The 14582-nt window shown below is 36.8% G+C and carries 11 protein-coding genes and 1 riboswitch; of the genes, 6 read left to right on the forward strand and 5 right to left on the reverse strand.

Annotated features, from left to right (window positions below):
• Window positions 1–98 precede the first annotated feature (98 nt).
• Together mfd and ACZZZI_RS10025 are read left to right on the forward strand one after the other, a co-directional pair.
• On the forward strand, window positions 99–3437 hold the full coding sequence (mfd, locus tag ACZZZI_RS10020; RefSeq protein WP_463489337.1) for a transcription-repair coupling factor: 3339 nt from the start codon (window positions 99–101) through the stop codon (window positions 3435–3437).
• Window positions 3437–3655 (forward strand): DUF3820 family protein, encoded by a 219-nt coding sequence (locus ACZZZI_RS10025; protein ID WP_316754770.1) that lies wholly within the window; start codon window positions 3437–3439, stop codon window positions 3653–3655. The genes mfd and ACZZZI_RS10025 overlap by 1 nt, the downstream gene beginning before the upstream one ends.
• Before the next feature lie 102 nt (window positions 3656–3757).
• Here ACZZZI_RS10025 and ACZZZI_RS10030 read toward each other — a convergent pair whose 3' ends face one another.
• Window positions 3758–4474 (reverse strand): DsbA family oxidoreductase, encoded by a 717-nt coding sequence (locus ACZZZI_RS10030; protein ID WP_463489338.1) that lies wholly within the window; start codon window positions 4472–4474, stop codon window positions 3758–3760.
• 97 nt (window positions 4475–4571) lie between these two features.
• Window positions 4572–7274, reverse strand: a complete 2703-nt coding sequence (locus tag ACZZZI_RS10035) for a M14 family metallopeptidase (protein ID WP_463489339.1) — start codon at window positions 7272–7274, stop codon at window positions 4572–4574.
• 189 nt (window positions 7275–7463) lie between these two features.
• A riboswitch (cobalamin riboswitch) is annotated at window positions 7464–7665 on the forward strand.
• 197 nt (window positions 7666–7862) lie between these two features.
• Between ACZZZI_RS10035 and metE the strand changes: the two genes are divergently transcribed.
• The 3 genes from metE (at window position 7863) to ACZZZI_RS10050 (ending at window position 11406) form a co-directional block, all read left to right on the forward strand.
• The gene (gene metE / locus ACZZZI_RS10040; RefSeq protein WP_463489340.1) at window positions 7863–10196 is read left to right on the forward strand and encodes a 5-methyltetrahydropteroyltriglutamate--homocysteine S-methyltransferase; all 2334 of its coding nucleotides are present in this window, start codon (window positions 7863–7865) and stop codon (window positions 10194–10196) included.
• A gap of 79 nt (window positions 10197–10275) precedes the next feature.
• Entirely contained in the window at window positions 10276–10662 is a 387-nt protein-coding gene (locus ACZZZI_RS10045) for an acyl-CoA thioesterase (RefSeq protein WP_344768363.1), read from the forward strand.
• Between the two features lie 72 nt (window positions 10663–10734).
• Window positions 10735–11406 (forward strand): class I SAM-dependent methyltransferase, encoded by a 672-nt coding sequence (locus tag ACZZZI_RS10050; protein ID WP_463489341.1) that lies wholly within the window; start codon window positions 10735–10737, stop codon window positions 11404–11406.
• Between the two features lie 150 nt (window positions 11407–11556).
• Here ACZZZI_RS10050 and ACZZZI_RS10055 read toward each other — a convergent pair whose 3' ends face one another.
• The 3 genes from ACZZZI_RS10055 to ACZZZI_RS10065 are packed head-to-tail and all read right to left on the reverse strand — an operon-like array spanning window position 11557 to window position 13526.
• Complete coding sequence (locus ACZZZI_RS10055; protein WP_344768359.1) at window positions 11557–12366, reverse strand: phosphatidate cytidylyltransferase; 810 nt, start codon at window positions 12364–12366, stop codon at window positions 11557–11559.
• Between the two features lie 46 nt (window positions 12367–12412).
• A complete protein-coding gene (locus ACZZZI_RS10060; RefSeq protein WP_316754785.1) occupies window positions 12413–12619 on the reverse strand; it encodes a putative signal transducing protein in 207 nt (68 codons plus the stop codon).
• Window positions 12600–13526 (reverse strand): lysostaphin resistance A-like protein, encoded by a 927-nt coding sequence (locus tag ACZZZI_RS10065; protein ID WP_463489342.1) that lies wholly within the window; start codon window positions 13524–13526, stop codon window positions 12600–12602. The genes ACZZZI_RS10060 and ACZZZI_RS10065 overlap by 20 nt, the downstream gene beginning before the upstream one ends.
• Window positions 13527–13570: 44 nt before the next feature.
• Here ACZZZI_RS10065 and dusB point away from each other — a divergent pair, with 44 nt between their 5' ends.
• Window positions 13571–14578, forward strand: coding sequence for a tRNA dihydrouridine synthase DusB (gene dusB, locus ACZZZI_RS10070; RefSeq protein ID WP_316754789.1), 1008 nt, complete (start codon window positions 13571–13573; stop codon window positions 14576–14578).
• Window positions 14579–14582: the final 4 nt, after the last annotated feature.

Below are 14582 nucleotides of genomic sequence, written 5' to 3' on the forward strand. Positions count from 1 at the left end.
TAAATAACAACATTTAACTAAGCCAAAATAGATGAAACTTAAAAAAACCTTTACATAACTTTACCGTTAAATATAAAAGATAAGCTTATTTTTGCACCTTGAACATTCGCGATTTAATAAACCGATACAAAACCGACGACAGGGTAACTGAGTTTACCAAAGCGTTAAACAGCACCAAAAACCCAAAGATACAATTGAAGGGTTTGGTGGGTTCTGCTGATGCTGTAGTGGCACTTTCATCATACTTCTTGCTTCATAAGCCTTTACTTTTCGTTTTACCTGATCGGGAAGAGGCATCATATTTTCAATCTGATTTAGAAGGTATTTTAGATAAACAGGTTTTATTATTTCCTTCTTCTTACAGAAAATCTTTCGATTTTACACAGGTTGATACGGCTAATGTATTAGCTCGTGCCGAAGTTTTAAACGAATTGAATCATGATTCGGAGTATGGCAAAATTGTAGTTTCATATCCAGAAGCTATTGCAGAGAAAGTTATTGATCGTTCTGCTTTAGAAAAAAATACGCTCGAAATTAGTCTTGGCGCAAAACTCGGCATCGATTTTATAAATGAATTTTTAATTGATTATGATTTCGACCGAAGAGATTTTGTTTATGAGCCTGGGCAATTTTCTATTCGTGGTGGTATTGTAGATATTTTTTCTTTTTCTTCGGATTTACCTTACCGAATTGAGTTTTTTGGCGATGAGGTAGAAAGCATTCGTAGTTTCGAAATCGAAAGTCAGCTTTCGGTTGCGGATGTAAAATCGCTTACCATTGTACCGAATGTGCAGGCAAAGTTTTTAACGGAAAGCAACATCAGTATTTTAGATTATATCGATCAAGATACACAACTCTGGTTTAAAGATGTAGAGTTTACACTTGACATAATTAAGGCTGGATTTAAAAAAGCCGTAGAGCTTTGGAAAGCTTTATCGACTGCTGATAAAACACAAAACCCAGAGTGGATTGACCCCAAATTCGCTTTTACTGATGAGAAATTACTTGGCGATCACTTACAGGATTTTCCGATAATTGAGTTTGGTAAACAGTTTTTTTATCAAACAGATAATCGTTTCGAGTTTGAAACTAAACCGCAGCCATCATTTAACAAAGATTTTAACCTCCTTATTCATAACTTAAAAGAAAACGAAAAGGCTGGAATTATTAACTTCATTTTTACTGATTCGCCAAAGCAAATTGAGCGTTTGTACGCCATTTTAGACGACATTGATAAAACCGCGAAGTTTACACCGATTAACAGCATGTTGAGAGAGGGTTTTATTGATCCTCAAATTCAAACGGCTTTTTACACCGATCATCAAATTTTTGATCGTTACTATAAATACAAACTCAAAAAAGGCTACCAGAAAAGTCAGGCCATTACCCTTAAAGATTTACGTGAACTAAAATCGGGCGATTACGTAACCCATATCGATCATGGCATTGGAAAATATGCTGGATTGGAAAAGGTTGAAGTAAACGGAAAAACCCAAGAAATGATTCGCCTGATTTATGCAGATAATGATTTGCTTTACGTAAACATTAACTCATTAAATCGCATTGCAAAATACAGCGGCAAAGAAAGTGGCATACCGAAAATGAATAAACTAGGTACCGACGCCTGGGATAAGCTCAAAAAAACTACAAAAAAAAAAGTTAAAGACATTGCTCGTGATTTGATTAAGCTTTATGCGATACGCAAAACACAAGCGGGTACAGCATTTTCTCCTGATGGATATTTGCAAACTGAACTCGAAGCTTCATTTATATACGAGGATACCCCCGATCAGTTGAAAGCTACTCAAGATGTTAAAAAAGATATGGAATCGCCACACCCAATGGACCGTTTGGTTTGTGGTGATGTTGGTTTCGGTAAAACCGAGATAGCTGTTCGTGCGGCATTTAAAGCTGTAGCAGAGGGAAAACAAGCAGCGATTTTAGTGCCAACTACTATTTTGGCTTTACAACATTTCAAAACCTTTTCATCTCGATTAAAAGATTTCCCGGTTACGGTTGATTATATTAATCGTTTTAAAACAAATAAACAGATTAAGGATACTTTGGCCGAAGCCGCTTCGGGGAAAGTTGATATTTTAATCGGAACACATCGTTTACTTAGCAAAGATGTAAAGTTTAAAGACCTTGGCATCATGATTATTGATGAAGAGCAAAAGTTTGGCGTTACCGCAAAAGAAAGGTTAAAGGCCGTACGGGTAAATGTTGATACTTTGACTTTAACGGCAACGCCGATTCCGAGAACGTTACACTTTTCCTTAATGGGTGCTCGAGATTTATCAATTATCAGTACTCCACCGCCAAACCGCCAACCTGTTAATACAGAATTACACGTTTTTAATGATAAGTTAATCCAGGAAGCAATTCAATTTGAATTGGATAGAGGCGGGCAAGCTTTCTTTATTCACAACAGGGTAAATGATTTGATGCAGTTAGGCGGACTGATACAAAAACTTGTTCCTAAAGCACGAATTGGTATTGCACACGGCCAGTTAGATGGCGATGCTTTGGAAGATGTGATGCTTGATTTTATTAATGGCGAAAAAGATGTTTTGGTTGCAACCACCATTATCGAAGCTGGGTTGGATATTCCGAATGCAAATACGATCATCATTAACCATGCACACATGTTCGGGTTAAGCGATTTGCACCAAATGCGTGGTCGCGTAGGCAGGAGTAATAAAAAAGCTTTCTGTTATTTATTATCGCCACCGCTTTCTACTTTAACTTCTGAGGCAAGAAAACGTTTGAGCGCCATTGAAGAGTTTTCTGATTTAGGAAGTGGCTTTAATGTGGCGATGCGAGATTTAGATATCCGCGGTAGCGGAAACTTATTGGGTGCCGAACAAAGCGGTTTTATCGCCGAAATTGGCTTTGAAATGTATCATAAAATTTTAGATGAAGCCATTCAGGAACTAAAAGAGGCAGAATTTAAAGGTTTGTTTGAGAATGAACCCGCTCGTCCGTTTGTTGGCTTTACCCAGGTTGATACCGATTTAGAGCTCTACATTCCTGATGCTTACATTACCAATATTACCGAGCGATATAACTTATATACCGAACTTTCTAAGCTAAGCGACGAAGCCGAATTAGCTGTTTTCGAAAAACATTTAGCCGATCGTTTCGGCCCTGTTCCGCCGCAAGTGAAAACTATGTTAAGCGTTGTGCGACTACAATGGTTGGGTAAAAAGTTAGGTTTCGAAAAAATAAGTTTTAAGAAAAACAGTTTGCGTGGTTATTTTCTAAGTGATAAACAATCGGCCTATTTCGATTCGAACACTTTCACCAAAATTTTAACTTTTGCTCAAAATCATCCACGAATGTGTAATTTAAAAGAGGTTAAAAATACTTTACGTATTGCCTTTGATAACATTAGCAGTGTTGAAGAAGCCATTGAAACTTTAGAATTAATCGATTAATGGACCCAACTTTATTGCTCGATTTAGTTAAAATGCAGATGCCCTATGGTAAATACAAAGGCTATTTAATTTGCAACATTCCAGAAAGTTATTTGCTTTGGTATAAAGATAAAGGTTTCCCGAAAGGGAAATTAGGTGATTTAATGGCAACAATGTTCGAAATTCGAGTCAATGGATTGGAGTATTTGCTAACGCCATTGAAGAATCAGAATAGGTAGTTATTTCACAAAGTCGTCATTGCGAGGCACGAAGCAATCTTAATGCTTTTGATATTTTTGCGATCGTTGTAGAATTGCTTCGTGCCTCGCAATGACGGAAGTCTATATCTCACAGCCATTTTCATCACAAATGGCATCGTTGTTTTTATTTAATGATGTCAATGTTGTTTTAGGCTGAGTTTCTTTCCACTTTGTAAAACTTTGCGTTAACGCATCCGTAAAGGCTTGTACTGGCTGTGCGCCAGAAACACCATACTTTCTATCCATTACAAAATAAGGTACGCCACGAATACCCAAATTTTGGCTTTCGTAAACATCATATCGAACAGCTTCAGCAAACTGATCGCTTTTTAAAACAGATTCTGCTTCGGATTTATCTAAACCAATTTGGATAGCTAGTTCAACCAAAACATTATATTCTCCAATGTTTTTGCTGTTCACAAAGTGAGCTTCAAACAGCTTCTCTTCCGCTAAATCTTGCAAACCATGTTTTGCGGCCAAATGAATTAGCCGATGTGCATCGAAAGTATTTGCAGGAATATTTTTATCAAAATCGATAGTTAAACCGGCATTAGCAGCCATATCAGAAACCTGTTTCGTCATCTGTTTAGCTTGCTCAATCGGCATTCCCTTGCTTCTCGATAAGTAATCGTAAACCGTTTCGTTGCTTGTGTTGTGATACTCAGGATTTAACTGATAACTTTTCCAATCTACTTCAATTTCATTTTTAAATGGCAATTTTTCAATTGCTTTTTCAAAATGACGTTTACCGATATAGCAAAACGGACACATCACATCCGACCAAATTTCTACTTTCATAATGTAAAATTACCCCATCTGGATTTAAGCAAAGTAAGCAGAAAGTAAAAAGCCGCTATCTTTTTGGATAGCGGCCGATTTATAAAATGTTGTTTTGTTATTTATATAACTGATTAAATATCAACTTAAATGTTCCATGCGTTTGCGCTCTAAAAGCAATTTCAGGACCAAAGGCATAAAGTTTTCCTTTGCCTATATTAGCTTCGAAAGCTGTTACACCATCTTGCAAATAAGCTTGCCCCCAAGCCCAGCCACTACGCAAAGGGGTTGCAGAATTAAACCACATTAAAGGTTTAATTTTTCCAGCAGCAATTGCATCGCCAGTTAGCCTAAATACAGGGCTGTTATCAAAATAAACATCAGCCTCTTTTTCCATACCCCAATTTGCTTGTTGCTTGCTGTCTACTTCAACATTAAGCACACTACCTGGAACATAATATTTTTCATCTGGTAAGCGTTTTTCTGTTCCGTTAACAATTTCGACCATTGCATTACGAACAGGCAACTGTAAATGATAAGCCAGGTTTGTACTCGAACCAATGGTTACCACTTTACCACCTTCTTCAAGGAATTTTTTAATCTGTGGAATTGATTTATCTGCAGTGATTCTTCCCGTTTGTTTTTTGTATTCATCAGGAATATCTTGTGGTGTTGGTGCATTAAAACCTCCTCCTCTTCCAGCTGCTCCAGCATTTGGCAATGCAGGAATTGCACCACCAACAAATACGATCACGTCATATTTTGATTTCAAATCGCCTGCATCGATATCTTGAGGATAAATTACGGTTGCATTGTAGTGGTATTGCTCCATCATCCAACGTACCCAACCTGATGCCATAGAACCACCATAAGTATCCCAAAGAGCAATTCTGCCTGCTGCTATTTTAGTTTTATTTTTTGGTGCAGCGGCCGATTTTACTTTAACATTCGCTTTCTCTAAAATACTTTTTGCATTGCCAGAAGCAGAAACGTAGAAATCGCCACTTTCATTTGAACGATAAACATCTGCTTTTGCTTTTAAAAGATCGTTAACAGCGGTGTAAGAATCATTTTGAGCAGCACTCAAAACAAAGCTCGATCCCGATGTTAATTTGTTCTCAGGCTTTAATAATTGACCAAAAGGAATTCGCTCAAAAGGTCCGTTGAAGTCATCTTGTAAACGATCGAATTTTACATCCATCATATAGGCTAATGTCCAGCCTGCAGCATCGTAAGGAGGCGTTGGAGCACTACCTTCATATTTAAAGTCATTCGGGTGATCTTGTGGTTCGAACATATCTAAAACATGAGGGCGAAAAGCCTGATCGGTTTTTACAACATAGCTTCCAGCAGGATAACTTTTACCGGCAACAGAAAATGGTGCTGTAGCTTTTTGAACCAAAATTCCTGTTCTAATTAAAGCGTTTAAAAATTTAATAGCCGAATTAAAGTCAGGTTGATCAGCTGATAAAATATAGCCTCTTGGATCACGGTTCAAAGGCGCTTTCATCACGGTATCAAAAGCTTTCATGCTTATAATGCCTCTACCTCGTCCAAATTCGCTAGCTCCTTCAGAAGTTGAGGTTTTTGCAGCAGCATTTATAGCATCTATCTTTTTAGGCGAGAAAGACCAATTGTCCTTTTTTCCTCTATCAATTGAGTTTTTACCCATCTGATAAATATTATACAACAATTCATCGTGGTAACGTTGTGCATAGCCTAAAACTGCATAATTTAACGAAACAGAATAATCAATTGAGTTTTTGAAATACCATTTGCGTGGCGTAATTGGATTTGGAGAATCGCCGCTTGGTAATAATCTTGATGGAACTAGAGGAATATCAGACGGCGTTGGGCTACCGATAATTTCAGTCAACAATCCAACCATATTATGAAAATAAGTTGTGGTACGCAAACCACCATTATACCATGTAGAATATACCGAACCTCCTCTTTGTGTATATCCCGCTTTGTTCTCCACATTCATTCTATTATGCATTGCCGCACCCACAGCATCAAGGCTGGTTAAAATGGTTGCATCAAAAACATAGTTAAATGGATCACGGTATGGAGGGCCAGCTACTACTGTTCCGGCAGGGCCTGCCTGGTGGTGATTGTACATAATTTGTGGTATCCACTCTACAAAAAGCTGACGACCCATATTTTGGGTTTCTTTAAGATTTAACATGAAGAAATCGCGGTTGTTATCATGTCCTGCGTACTTTTCGTATAGTTTTGGCAAGCCAGATAAAGATCTTTTTTTAGGGTCTTTTTCTCTCATATACCAATTGCTCACCAATTCTTGTCCGTCGGGATTTGCATGGGTAAACAGAATAATTACATTATCTAAAATCCTTAACGTTTCTGGATCGGTTTTCGAGGCAAATTCGTAAGCGGTTTGGATAAGTTGATGTGCGCCAACAGTTTCATTAGCATGTAATCCACCATCAATCCAAACTACTGCTTTACCTTCTTGGGCCAGAGCTTTAGCTTGTTCTGGTGTAATTTCGGCATGCGCCAGTTGCTGTGAAATCTCTTTATATCTATCTAATTTTTTTAGATTTTCAGGCGACGACATAATCATCATATATTGGGTTCTGCCTTCTTCGGTTTTACCAATATCTACAAGCTTAACCCTTTTCGAAGTTTCGGCTAGTTTTTTAAAATAAGCCTCAGTTTGGGTATATGTTGCAAGCTGGTAATCATCTCCAATATTAAATCCAAAGTGAGATTTAGGGCTAGGGATTTCTTGTGCAATAGCAAGCGTGCTACTTAAGATTAAAAAAGCCACGCACAACTTTTTAAAGTAGTTTTTTATCATATTCAGGAAAGTTTGGTTGGTTGATATCAAATATATAACAGAAATATGGTGTTAATATCCTTGCTGTAAATTTGTTACAGTTAAAGGTTATTTTCAAAAGGCCGTTAAATCACAAAAAACCTAAATTCGTTAAAATTCCTGCTTCATATTGCATACATTTGCCTTTGATGTAAGTTCTTAACTTTATTTTTTCATCAAACCGATATTGGTTTTACTTAGCTGTAGATTAAAAGGGAATCGTGTGTAAATCACGAACTGTCGCGCAACTGTAAATCCTGTCTTTTTTTAAAAAGACAACAAATTATCAATAATGCCACTGTACCAGTAACGGAATGGGAAGGCGATAATTTGAGGATAAGTCAGGAGACCTGCCAAATATCGAATTGACAATGCTTTCGCGTTAAAGAGCAATTGGTCAGGTCTGATTTGTACAATAAAATTAACCGTTTTATTTGGTTTTGCTTTGAGCCTTCCGGCTGCGAAGAAGATTTTTTGTGCACAAACCTTTCCTTTTATTTTTATCAAAAATCATTGTAAAATATAGCTTAAAGGGCTTTTAACGATTTATTTACTTAATCTTTAAAAGAAATGCTAACGCAAAATCTGGGCTACCCGCGTATTGGTAGCCACCGAGAACTAAAAAAAATCTGCGAAAACTATTGGGCAGACAAAACCGGGTACAAAAACGTACTTCAGGTTGGAAAAAACATTCGCCAAGAAAATTGGCAACTACAAAAAGAGGTAGGAGTTGATGTTATTCCTTCTAATGATTTCTCTTTTTATGACCAGGTTTTAGACCATTCTTTAACTTTCGGCGCTATCCCAAAAAGATATAACGAAGTTATTTTAAGAAAAGGAAATTCTGAGCTTGATTTGTACTTCGCTATGGCCCGAGGTTATCAAAAAGATGGCCTTGATGTTGTAGCGATGGAAATGACAAAATGGTTTGATACCAACTACCATTACATTGTGCCTGAGTTTTACAAAGATCAGCCATTTAAACTTTTCTCTACAAAAATTATCGATGAGTTTTATGAAGCCAAACAGTTAGGAATTACAACAAAACCTGTTTTAATCGGCCCTGTTTCTTACCTATTGCTTGGAAAAGAAAAAGAAGCTGGTTTCGAAAAAATTGATTTAATTAGAAATCTGCTTCCTGTTTATCTTGATATTTTAACGCGGTTAGATTCCCTAGGCGTTGAATATATTCAGTTCGACGAGCCATTTTTAACCCTTGATTTATCTGAAAAGGAAAAAGAAGCTTACAATTATACTTACAAACAAATCAGAAAATCGTTTCCAAAACTGAAAATTATTTTGGCTACCTATTTCGAAGGCTTAGGTAATAATTTAGCTTTAACAACTTCTTTACCTATTGATGTTTTACATGTTGATTTAGTAAGAGCGCCAAATCAATTAGACGAAATAATTTCTACATTAAATGAAAAAACAATTCTTTCTGTTGGTATAGTTGATGGCCGTAATATCTGGAAAAATGATTTTGAAAACTCCTTAGAAATCATCAATTCGGCAGTTGATAAATTAGGTAAAGAACGTGTTTGGGTTGCACCATCATGTTCACTAATTCATTCTCCTGTTGATTTAGACAACGAAACGAACGAACAAAATCTTTCGGCAGAGATTAAGCAATGGTTAGCTTTTGCTAAACAGAAAGTTGCCGAAGTTGTAACGCTAAAAAAACTTGCCACAAACGGAAGCCCTGCATCTACCCTGCAAAAATTCGAAGCCAATAAAAAAGCAACAGCCAATCGCAAAAGCTCTGTTCTAATTCATAATCCTGAAGTTAAACAAAGGGTTGAACAACTTAAAGCAGGAGATGCGGATCGTTTAAGTCCGTTCGCTTTAAGAAAAATTAAGCAACAAGCTTTAAAATTACCTGCTTATGCTACCACAACGATTGGTTCGTTTCCGCAAACAGCCGAAGTTAGAAGTTGGAGAGCAAAGTTTAAAAACGGAACATTTTCGGCCGATGAATACAATACCTTAATTGCCGAAGAAACCGCTAAAGCTGTAAAATGGCAAGAAGAAATCGATTTGGATGTATTGGTTCATGGCGAATTTGAGCGTAACGATATGGTTGAATATTTTGGAGAGCAGCTGGATGGCTTTGCTTTTTCTAAAAACGGCTGGGTGCAAAGTTATGGCTCTCGCTGCGTTAAACCACCAATTATTTTTGGCGATGTTTCTCGTCCACAAGCTATGACCGTAAAATGGACCGCCTATGCGCAATCGCTTACTTCAAAATACATGAAAGGCATGCTAACGGGCCCAGTTACTATTTTGCAATGGTCGTTTGTTCGTAACGATCAACCGCGTTCGGTTACATGTATGCAAATTGCTTTGTCCATTCGTGATGAAGTTTGCGACCTGGAAAAAGCAGGAATTAAGATTATTCAGATTGATGAACCTGCAATTAGAGAAGGGTTGCCTTTGCGAAAAGCAGATTGGCAGGCATATTTAAATTGGGCTGTTAATGCTTTCAAAATCTCTGCTGCAGGTGTAGCTGATGAAACGCAGATTCATACGCACATGTGTTATTCTGAGTTTAACGATATTATTCAAAATATTGCCGATATGGATGCAGATGTAATCACAATTGAAACATCACGTTCGCAAATGGAACTTTTAGATGCTTTTGCAGATTTTAAATATCCTAACGAGATTGGTCCAGGTGTATATGATATTCATTCGCCAAGAGTGCCCAAACGCGAAGAAATGATTACGTTGCTTAAAAAAGCAAAGGCTGTAATTCCATCAGAACAGCTTTGGGTAAACCCTGATTGCGGCTTAAAAACACGCGGTTGGGATGAAACCAAAAAAGCACTGATTGAGATGGTTGAAGCGGCGAAAGAAATGCGAAAAACTGAAAATGTTTTAGCCGCAGAGAATTTGATTAATTAAATTATTTTTGCCACGGAAGCGCAGAAACATAGTTTCTCTTTATAAAACCGTGTTTCCGTGGCATTTTATATAAATCAACATGACCCTAGAACAAAGAATCGAAACTTCGAAAACCAGTATTTTTAAAGCTGTTTTCCCCAATACAACTAATCATTACGATACCCTTTTCGGAGGAACAGCTATGCACATGATGGATGAGGTTGCTTTTATAACTGCAACTCGTTTTAGCCGACAAATAATGGTTACCGTAAGTAGCGATAGAATTGATTTTAAAAAATCGATTCCAGCAGGAACAATTGTTGAATTAATAGGACAAGTTACCAAAGTGGGCAATACAAGCTTAAAAGTTAATGTAGAAATTTATATTGAGCAAATGTATGCCGAAGGTAGGGAATTAGCGGTTCATGGCGATTTTACTTTCGTTGCAATTGATGAGAATAAGAAACCTGTACAGGTAATTAAATAATTGCTAATAATTTTATAAAGATTTATAGATAAAGTATAAATTTTCTGTTCTTCAATTTTGTTAAATTGCAATATGGAAAATCAACCTTCAGCAGAACACTTAAAGGAAATTGCCAGGCAATTGAGCTGTCCTGATGGCGAGTACGGCGTTAAAACAGGAGAGATGATGAACATTAGTAACATCGGAATGACAAGAAGCGCTGTAGAGGCTTTGTTGCTCAAACCGAATGATGTTATTTTGGAGCTTGGACATGGCAACGCGGCTCATATCGCTGATATTTTTAATAAGGCAGAAAACCTGACTTATTTTGGAGCCGATATTTCTAAAACAATTATTGCCGAGGCGGAGAAAATTAATGCTTCATTTATTACCAACAAGCAAGCCTCTTTCTTCCTTACAAATGGCACAACATTACCTTTTGAAGATGATTACTTTGATAAAATATTTACAGTAAATACCATTTACTTCTGGCAAAATCCCATTCAATATCTCCAAGAAATTAAGCGCGTTTTAAAATATAAGGGTATGTTAATTATTGCTTTTGCTGATAAAAGCTTTATGGAAACCTTGCCTTTTACTAAATTTGGTTTCGAGCTTTATGATGAACTAAAAGCACATAAATTTTTAAAAGATTCTGGTTTTGAAATTATAAAATCAGCGCAGAAAAACGAAGAAATTCAAAGTAATGCAGGCTTTAAAGTAAATCGTGATTATTACGTTGTTTCGGCTGTGGCTAGTAAATAGCAGCACCAACTAAGTTAAATAAACTGGATTGCAGTGAAAATTCTTTTTTGCTGTAATTACGATGAATAGAGCAAAATACACACACAAAAAAGATTGGAACAAAAAGCCAGACTACCGTAATTATATATTACTTCAGAATCTTTTCAAATATTAATATAAGATTAGATACAAATACGCGTAAACAACAGGCGCAGACAACAATAAGCCATCAAAACGATCTAACAAACCGCCATGGCCAGGAAGCAGGCCTCCGCTATCTTTTGTATCCAAACTGCGTTTAAGCATCGATTCTACCAAATCGCCAAGTGTACCAAAACTAGCGATTAAAATAGCCATACCAACCCAAACAACTGGTGTAGTTTCTTTAAATAGAAATGATAAACCAAATCCGACCAATGCAGCAGTTAACATTCCGCCAAAAAAGCCTTCCCAACTCTTTTTAGGCGAGTGGCGTTCGAATAGTTTACGCTTACCATATTTTACACCGAACATATAAGCGCCAGTATCGTTTGCCCAAAGCATTAATAAAAAGGCCAAAGGAAAATGAAAGTTATATTCGCTCCAGCTGTGGATAAAACCCAATGCATGAAAAAAGCAAAAAGGAAAGGTTACGTAAACAAAACCCACAAAAGTGTAAGATATGTTGGCAAATGGAATTTTGCTCTTTTTATAAAGTTCGGTTATAAAAACCGAAAAAATTAAAGGGATACAAAGTAAAAGATATTTAACATCATATTTTAAATAATGCAAACCCGCCGCCATTAAAAATATTAAAGCACTTGCCGCCAAACCAATATTTCTATGGGGCCTAATACCCGAGTTTTTAATCAATTTATAAAACTCGAACAAAGAAAGTAAGCTTAAAATAAGGTAAAAAGCGGTAAAAACGTAAGTTCCTAAAAAAACAGAACCAAGCATTACAATGGTAAAAAAGAAAGCGGTTATTGCCCGGGTTTTCATTTATGTTTTAAGATAAGATATGAAAGATAAAAGTTATAACGATAAATTATTCTATTTCGTTTTTAACTATATATTCGATTGCTTTATCGAAATCGACTTTGTTTACCAAAACATTTATCTCGCCAATATTATAGGCAGAAAGTTGTTTATTGATGATAACCGCAGGAATATCTTCTTCGACTAATCCTTGCTTTAATACTTCGGCGGCAAATGCATCGCCGGTTGTGTACACTTTAACCCAATTTTCGCTCACGTTGTGCTGTATCTTTAAAAAATATAAACAAAGCTATGGTTAATATTGCACTAATTAAATAGGCATACCAAGTAAAACCAACTGGGTCGTCTGCTTTATCGAGTGGCATATTGTGTTTTTGCATATATAATGCCGCACAAACTGCATAAGCATTATTTAAAAAATGTGCTAACATGGCGTACCAAATGCTTCCACTGAAATAATATAAATATCCAAATCCTGCGCCCAAAAGCAATCTTGGTAGAAAGCCATAAAATTGTATGTGTATGGCGCTGAAAATAATTGCCGAAATCCAAATCGCTGCGTGATGATTTTCAAACATTTTATTGATTGAACGCTGCACACCACCACGAAACATTAATTCTTCGCCAATGGCAGGTAAAACTGCAATCATAATCAGGTTTACGATAAAATCCCAATTGTTTCTTACGGTTAACAACTGAATCGTTATTTTCATTGCCGATTGCTCGCTCTCTTTCATCCACTTTTCGAGCCATTTCAAACCTTCGGGTAAAACCATTTTCTGATTCCAAACCGCTGTCCACTCCATAATTGGCATGGAAACTATCATAATTAGAATTACCAGAATTAGCAATATAAATTTCGGTTTAGCAAAGGCGTAAAAGTTAGATGTTTTTATTCCGTTGGTAAAGGCTAATGCAATTGGTGGCAATACAAACATACCGATTGAGGTACCGATTTGAAGTATTTTTAAGGCATCGGTATATCTTGGATCGCCAGATGCTATAAGGTTAAAATCTTTTACAATTTGGAACCCATAAATGGCTAAAATAAAAACAAATGAGATAATTGTAAAAATTACAGCACCAACAACTGCGTAAAATAAAAGTAAAAGTAATTGCAGGAAAGGGTTGATTTCTTCCTTATTAGGTGTTACAACGTTCATTATTTATACCTTTGTATGTTTTTATTAATCGTTGAAGATAGAAAATGTCTGTTAAGATAGGAAATATAGATTTAGGTGAATTCCCATTATTGCTTGCTCCGATGGAAGATGTGAGCGATCCGCCGTTTCGTTTTGTTTGTAAACAGAACGGTGCAGATTTGATGTACACCGAATTTATTTCTTCTGAGGGATTAATAAGAGATGCGGCAAAAAGCCTTCAAAAATTGGATATTTTTGAATACGAACGCCCCATTGGCATTCAGATTTTTGGTGGAGATATTGAACACATGCGTGAAGCTTCGGAAATTGCTTCTGCTGCCAATCCCGATTTGGTCGATATAAATTACGGCTGTCCGGTTAAAAATGTGGTTTGCAAAGGTGCGGGTTCTAGCTTGCTTCGTGATATTGATAAAATGGTAAAAATGACCGAAGCTGTTGTTAAAGCTTCGCATTTGCCAGTTACCGTAAAAACTCGTTTGGGTTGGGATGATGATAGTAAAAACGTTTATGAAGTTGCAGAACGACTTCAGGATGTTGGAATACAAGCCTTAACCATACACGGCAGAACCAGGGCACAGCTTTACAAAGGCGAAGCCGATTGGTCGTTAATTAGAGAAATTAAACGCAATCCACGCATTAAAATTCCAATTTTTGGCAATGGAGATGTAGATAGTCCTGAAAAAGCAGCCAACTGGCGCATGGAATATGAGGTTGATGGAATTATGATTGGTCGTGCTGCGATTGGTTATCCATGGATTTTCCGTGAGGTTAAACATTTCTTCAAAACTGGCGAGCATTTAGCAGGCCCAACCATTGAAGAAAGAATTAATGTTTGCAGAACCCATCTCGATAAATCTTTAGAGTGGAAAGGCCCGAAAACGGGCATTTTTGAAATGCGCCGCCACTACGCAAATTATTTTAAAGGCTTGCCCGATTTTAAACCCTACCGCATGCGATTGGTTTCTGAGGGAGATATAGCCAATATTTACAGCATTTTAGACGAAGTGGCAGAAAAATTTGCCAACTACGATCCTGCCAATCAACTGGCTTGATTTT

The organism is Pedobacter sp. AC190 (assembly GCF_979258025.1).

Bases quoted from the DNA above. Each gene is read 5' to 3' on its own strand.
- metE (WP_463489340.1), top strand. From the start codon at position 7,863: ATGCTAACGCAAAATCTGGGCTACCCGCGTATTGGTAGCCACCGAGAA.
- ACZZZI_RS10030 (WP_463489338.1), bottom strand. From the start codon at position 4,474: ATGAAAGTAGAAATTTGGTCGGATGTGATGTGTCCGTTTTGCTATATC.
- ACZZZI_RS10050 (WP_463489341.1), top strand. From the start codon at position 10,735: ATGGAAAATCAACCTTCAGCAGAACACTTAAAGGAAATTGCCAGGCAA.
- ACZZZI_RS10055 (WP_344768359.1), bottom strand. From the start codon at position 12,366: ATGAAAACCCGGGCAATAACCGCTTTCTTTTTTACCATTGTAATGCTT.
- dusB (WP_316754789.1), top strand. From the start codon at position 13,571: ATGTCTGTTAAGATAGGAAATATAGATTTAGGTGAATTCCCATTATTG.
- ACZZZI_RS10035 (WP_463489339.1), bottom strand. From the start codon at position 7,274: ATGATAAAAAACTACTTTAAAAAGTTGTGCGTGGCTTTTTTAATCTTA.
- ACZZZI_RS10025 (WP_316754770.1), top strand. From the start codon at position 3,437: ATGGACCCAACTTTATTGCTCGATTTAGTTAAAATGCAGATGCCCTAT.
- ACZZZI_RS10045 (WP_344768363.1), top strand. From the start codon at position 10,276: ATGACCCTAGAACAAAGAATCGAAACTTCGAAAACCAGTATTTTTAAA.
- ACZZZI_RS10065 (WP_463489342.1), bottom strand. From the start codon at position 13,526: ATGAACGTTGTAACACCTAATAAGGAAGAAATCAACCCTTTCCTGCAA.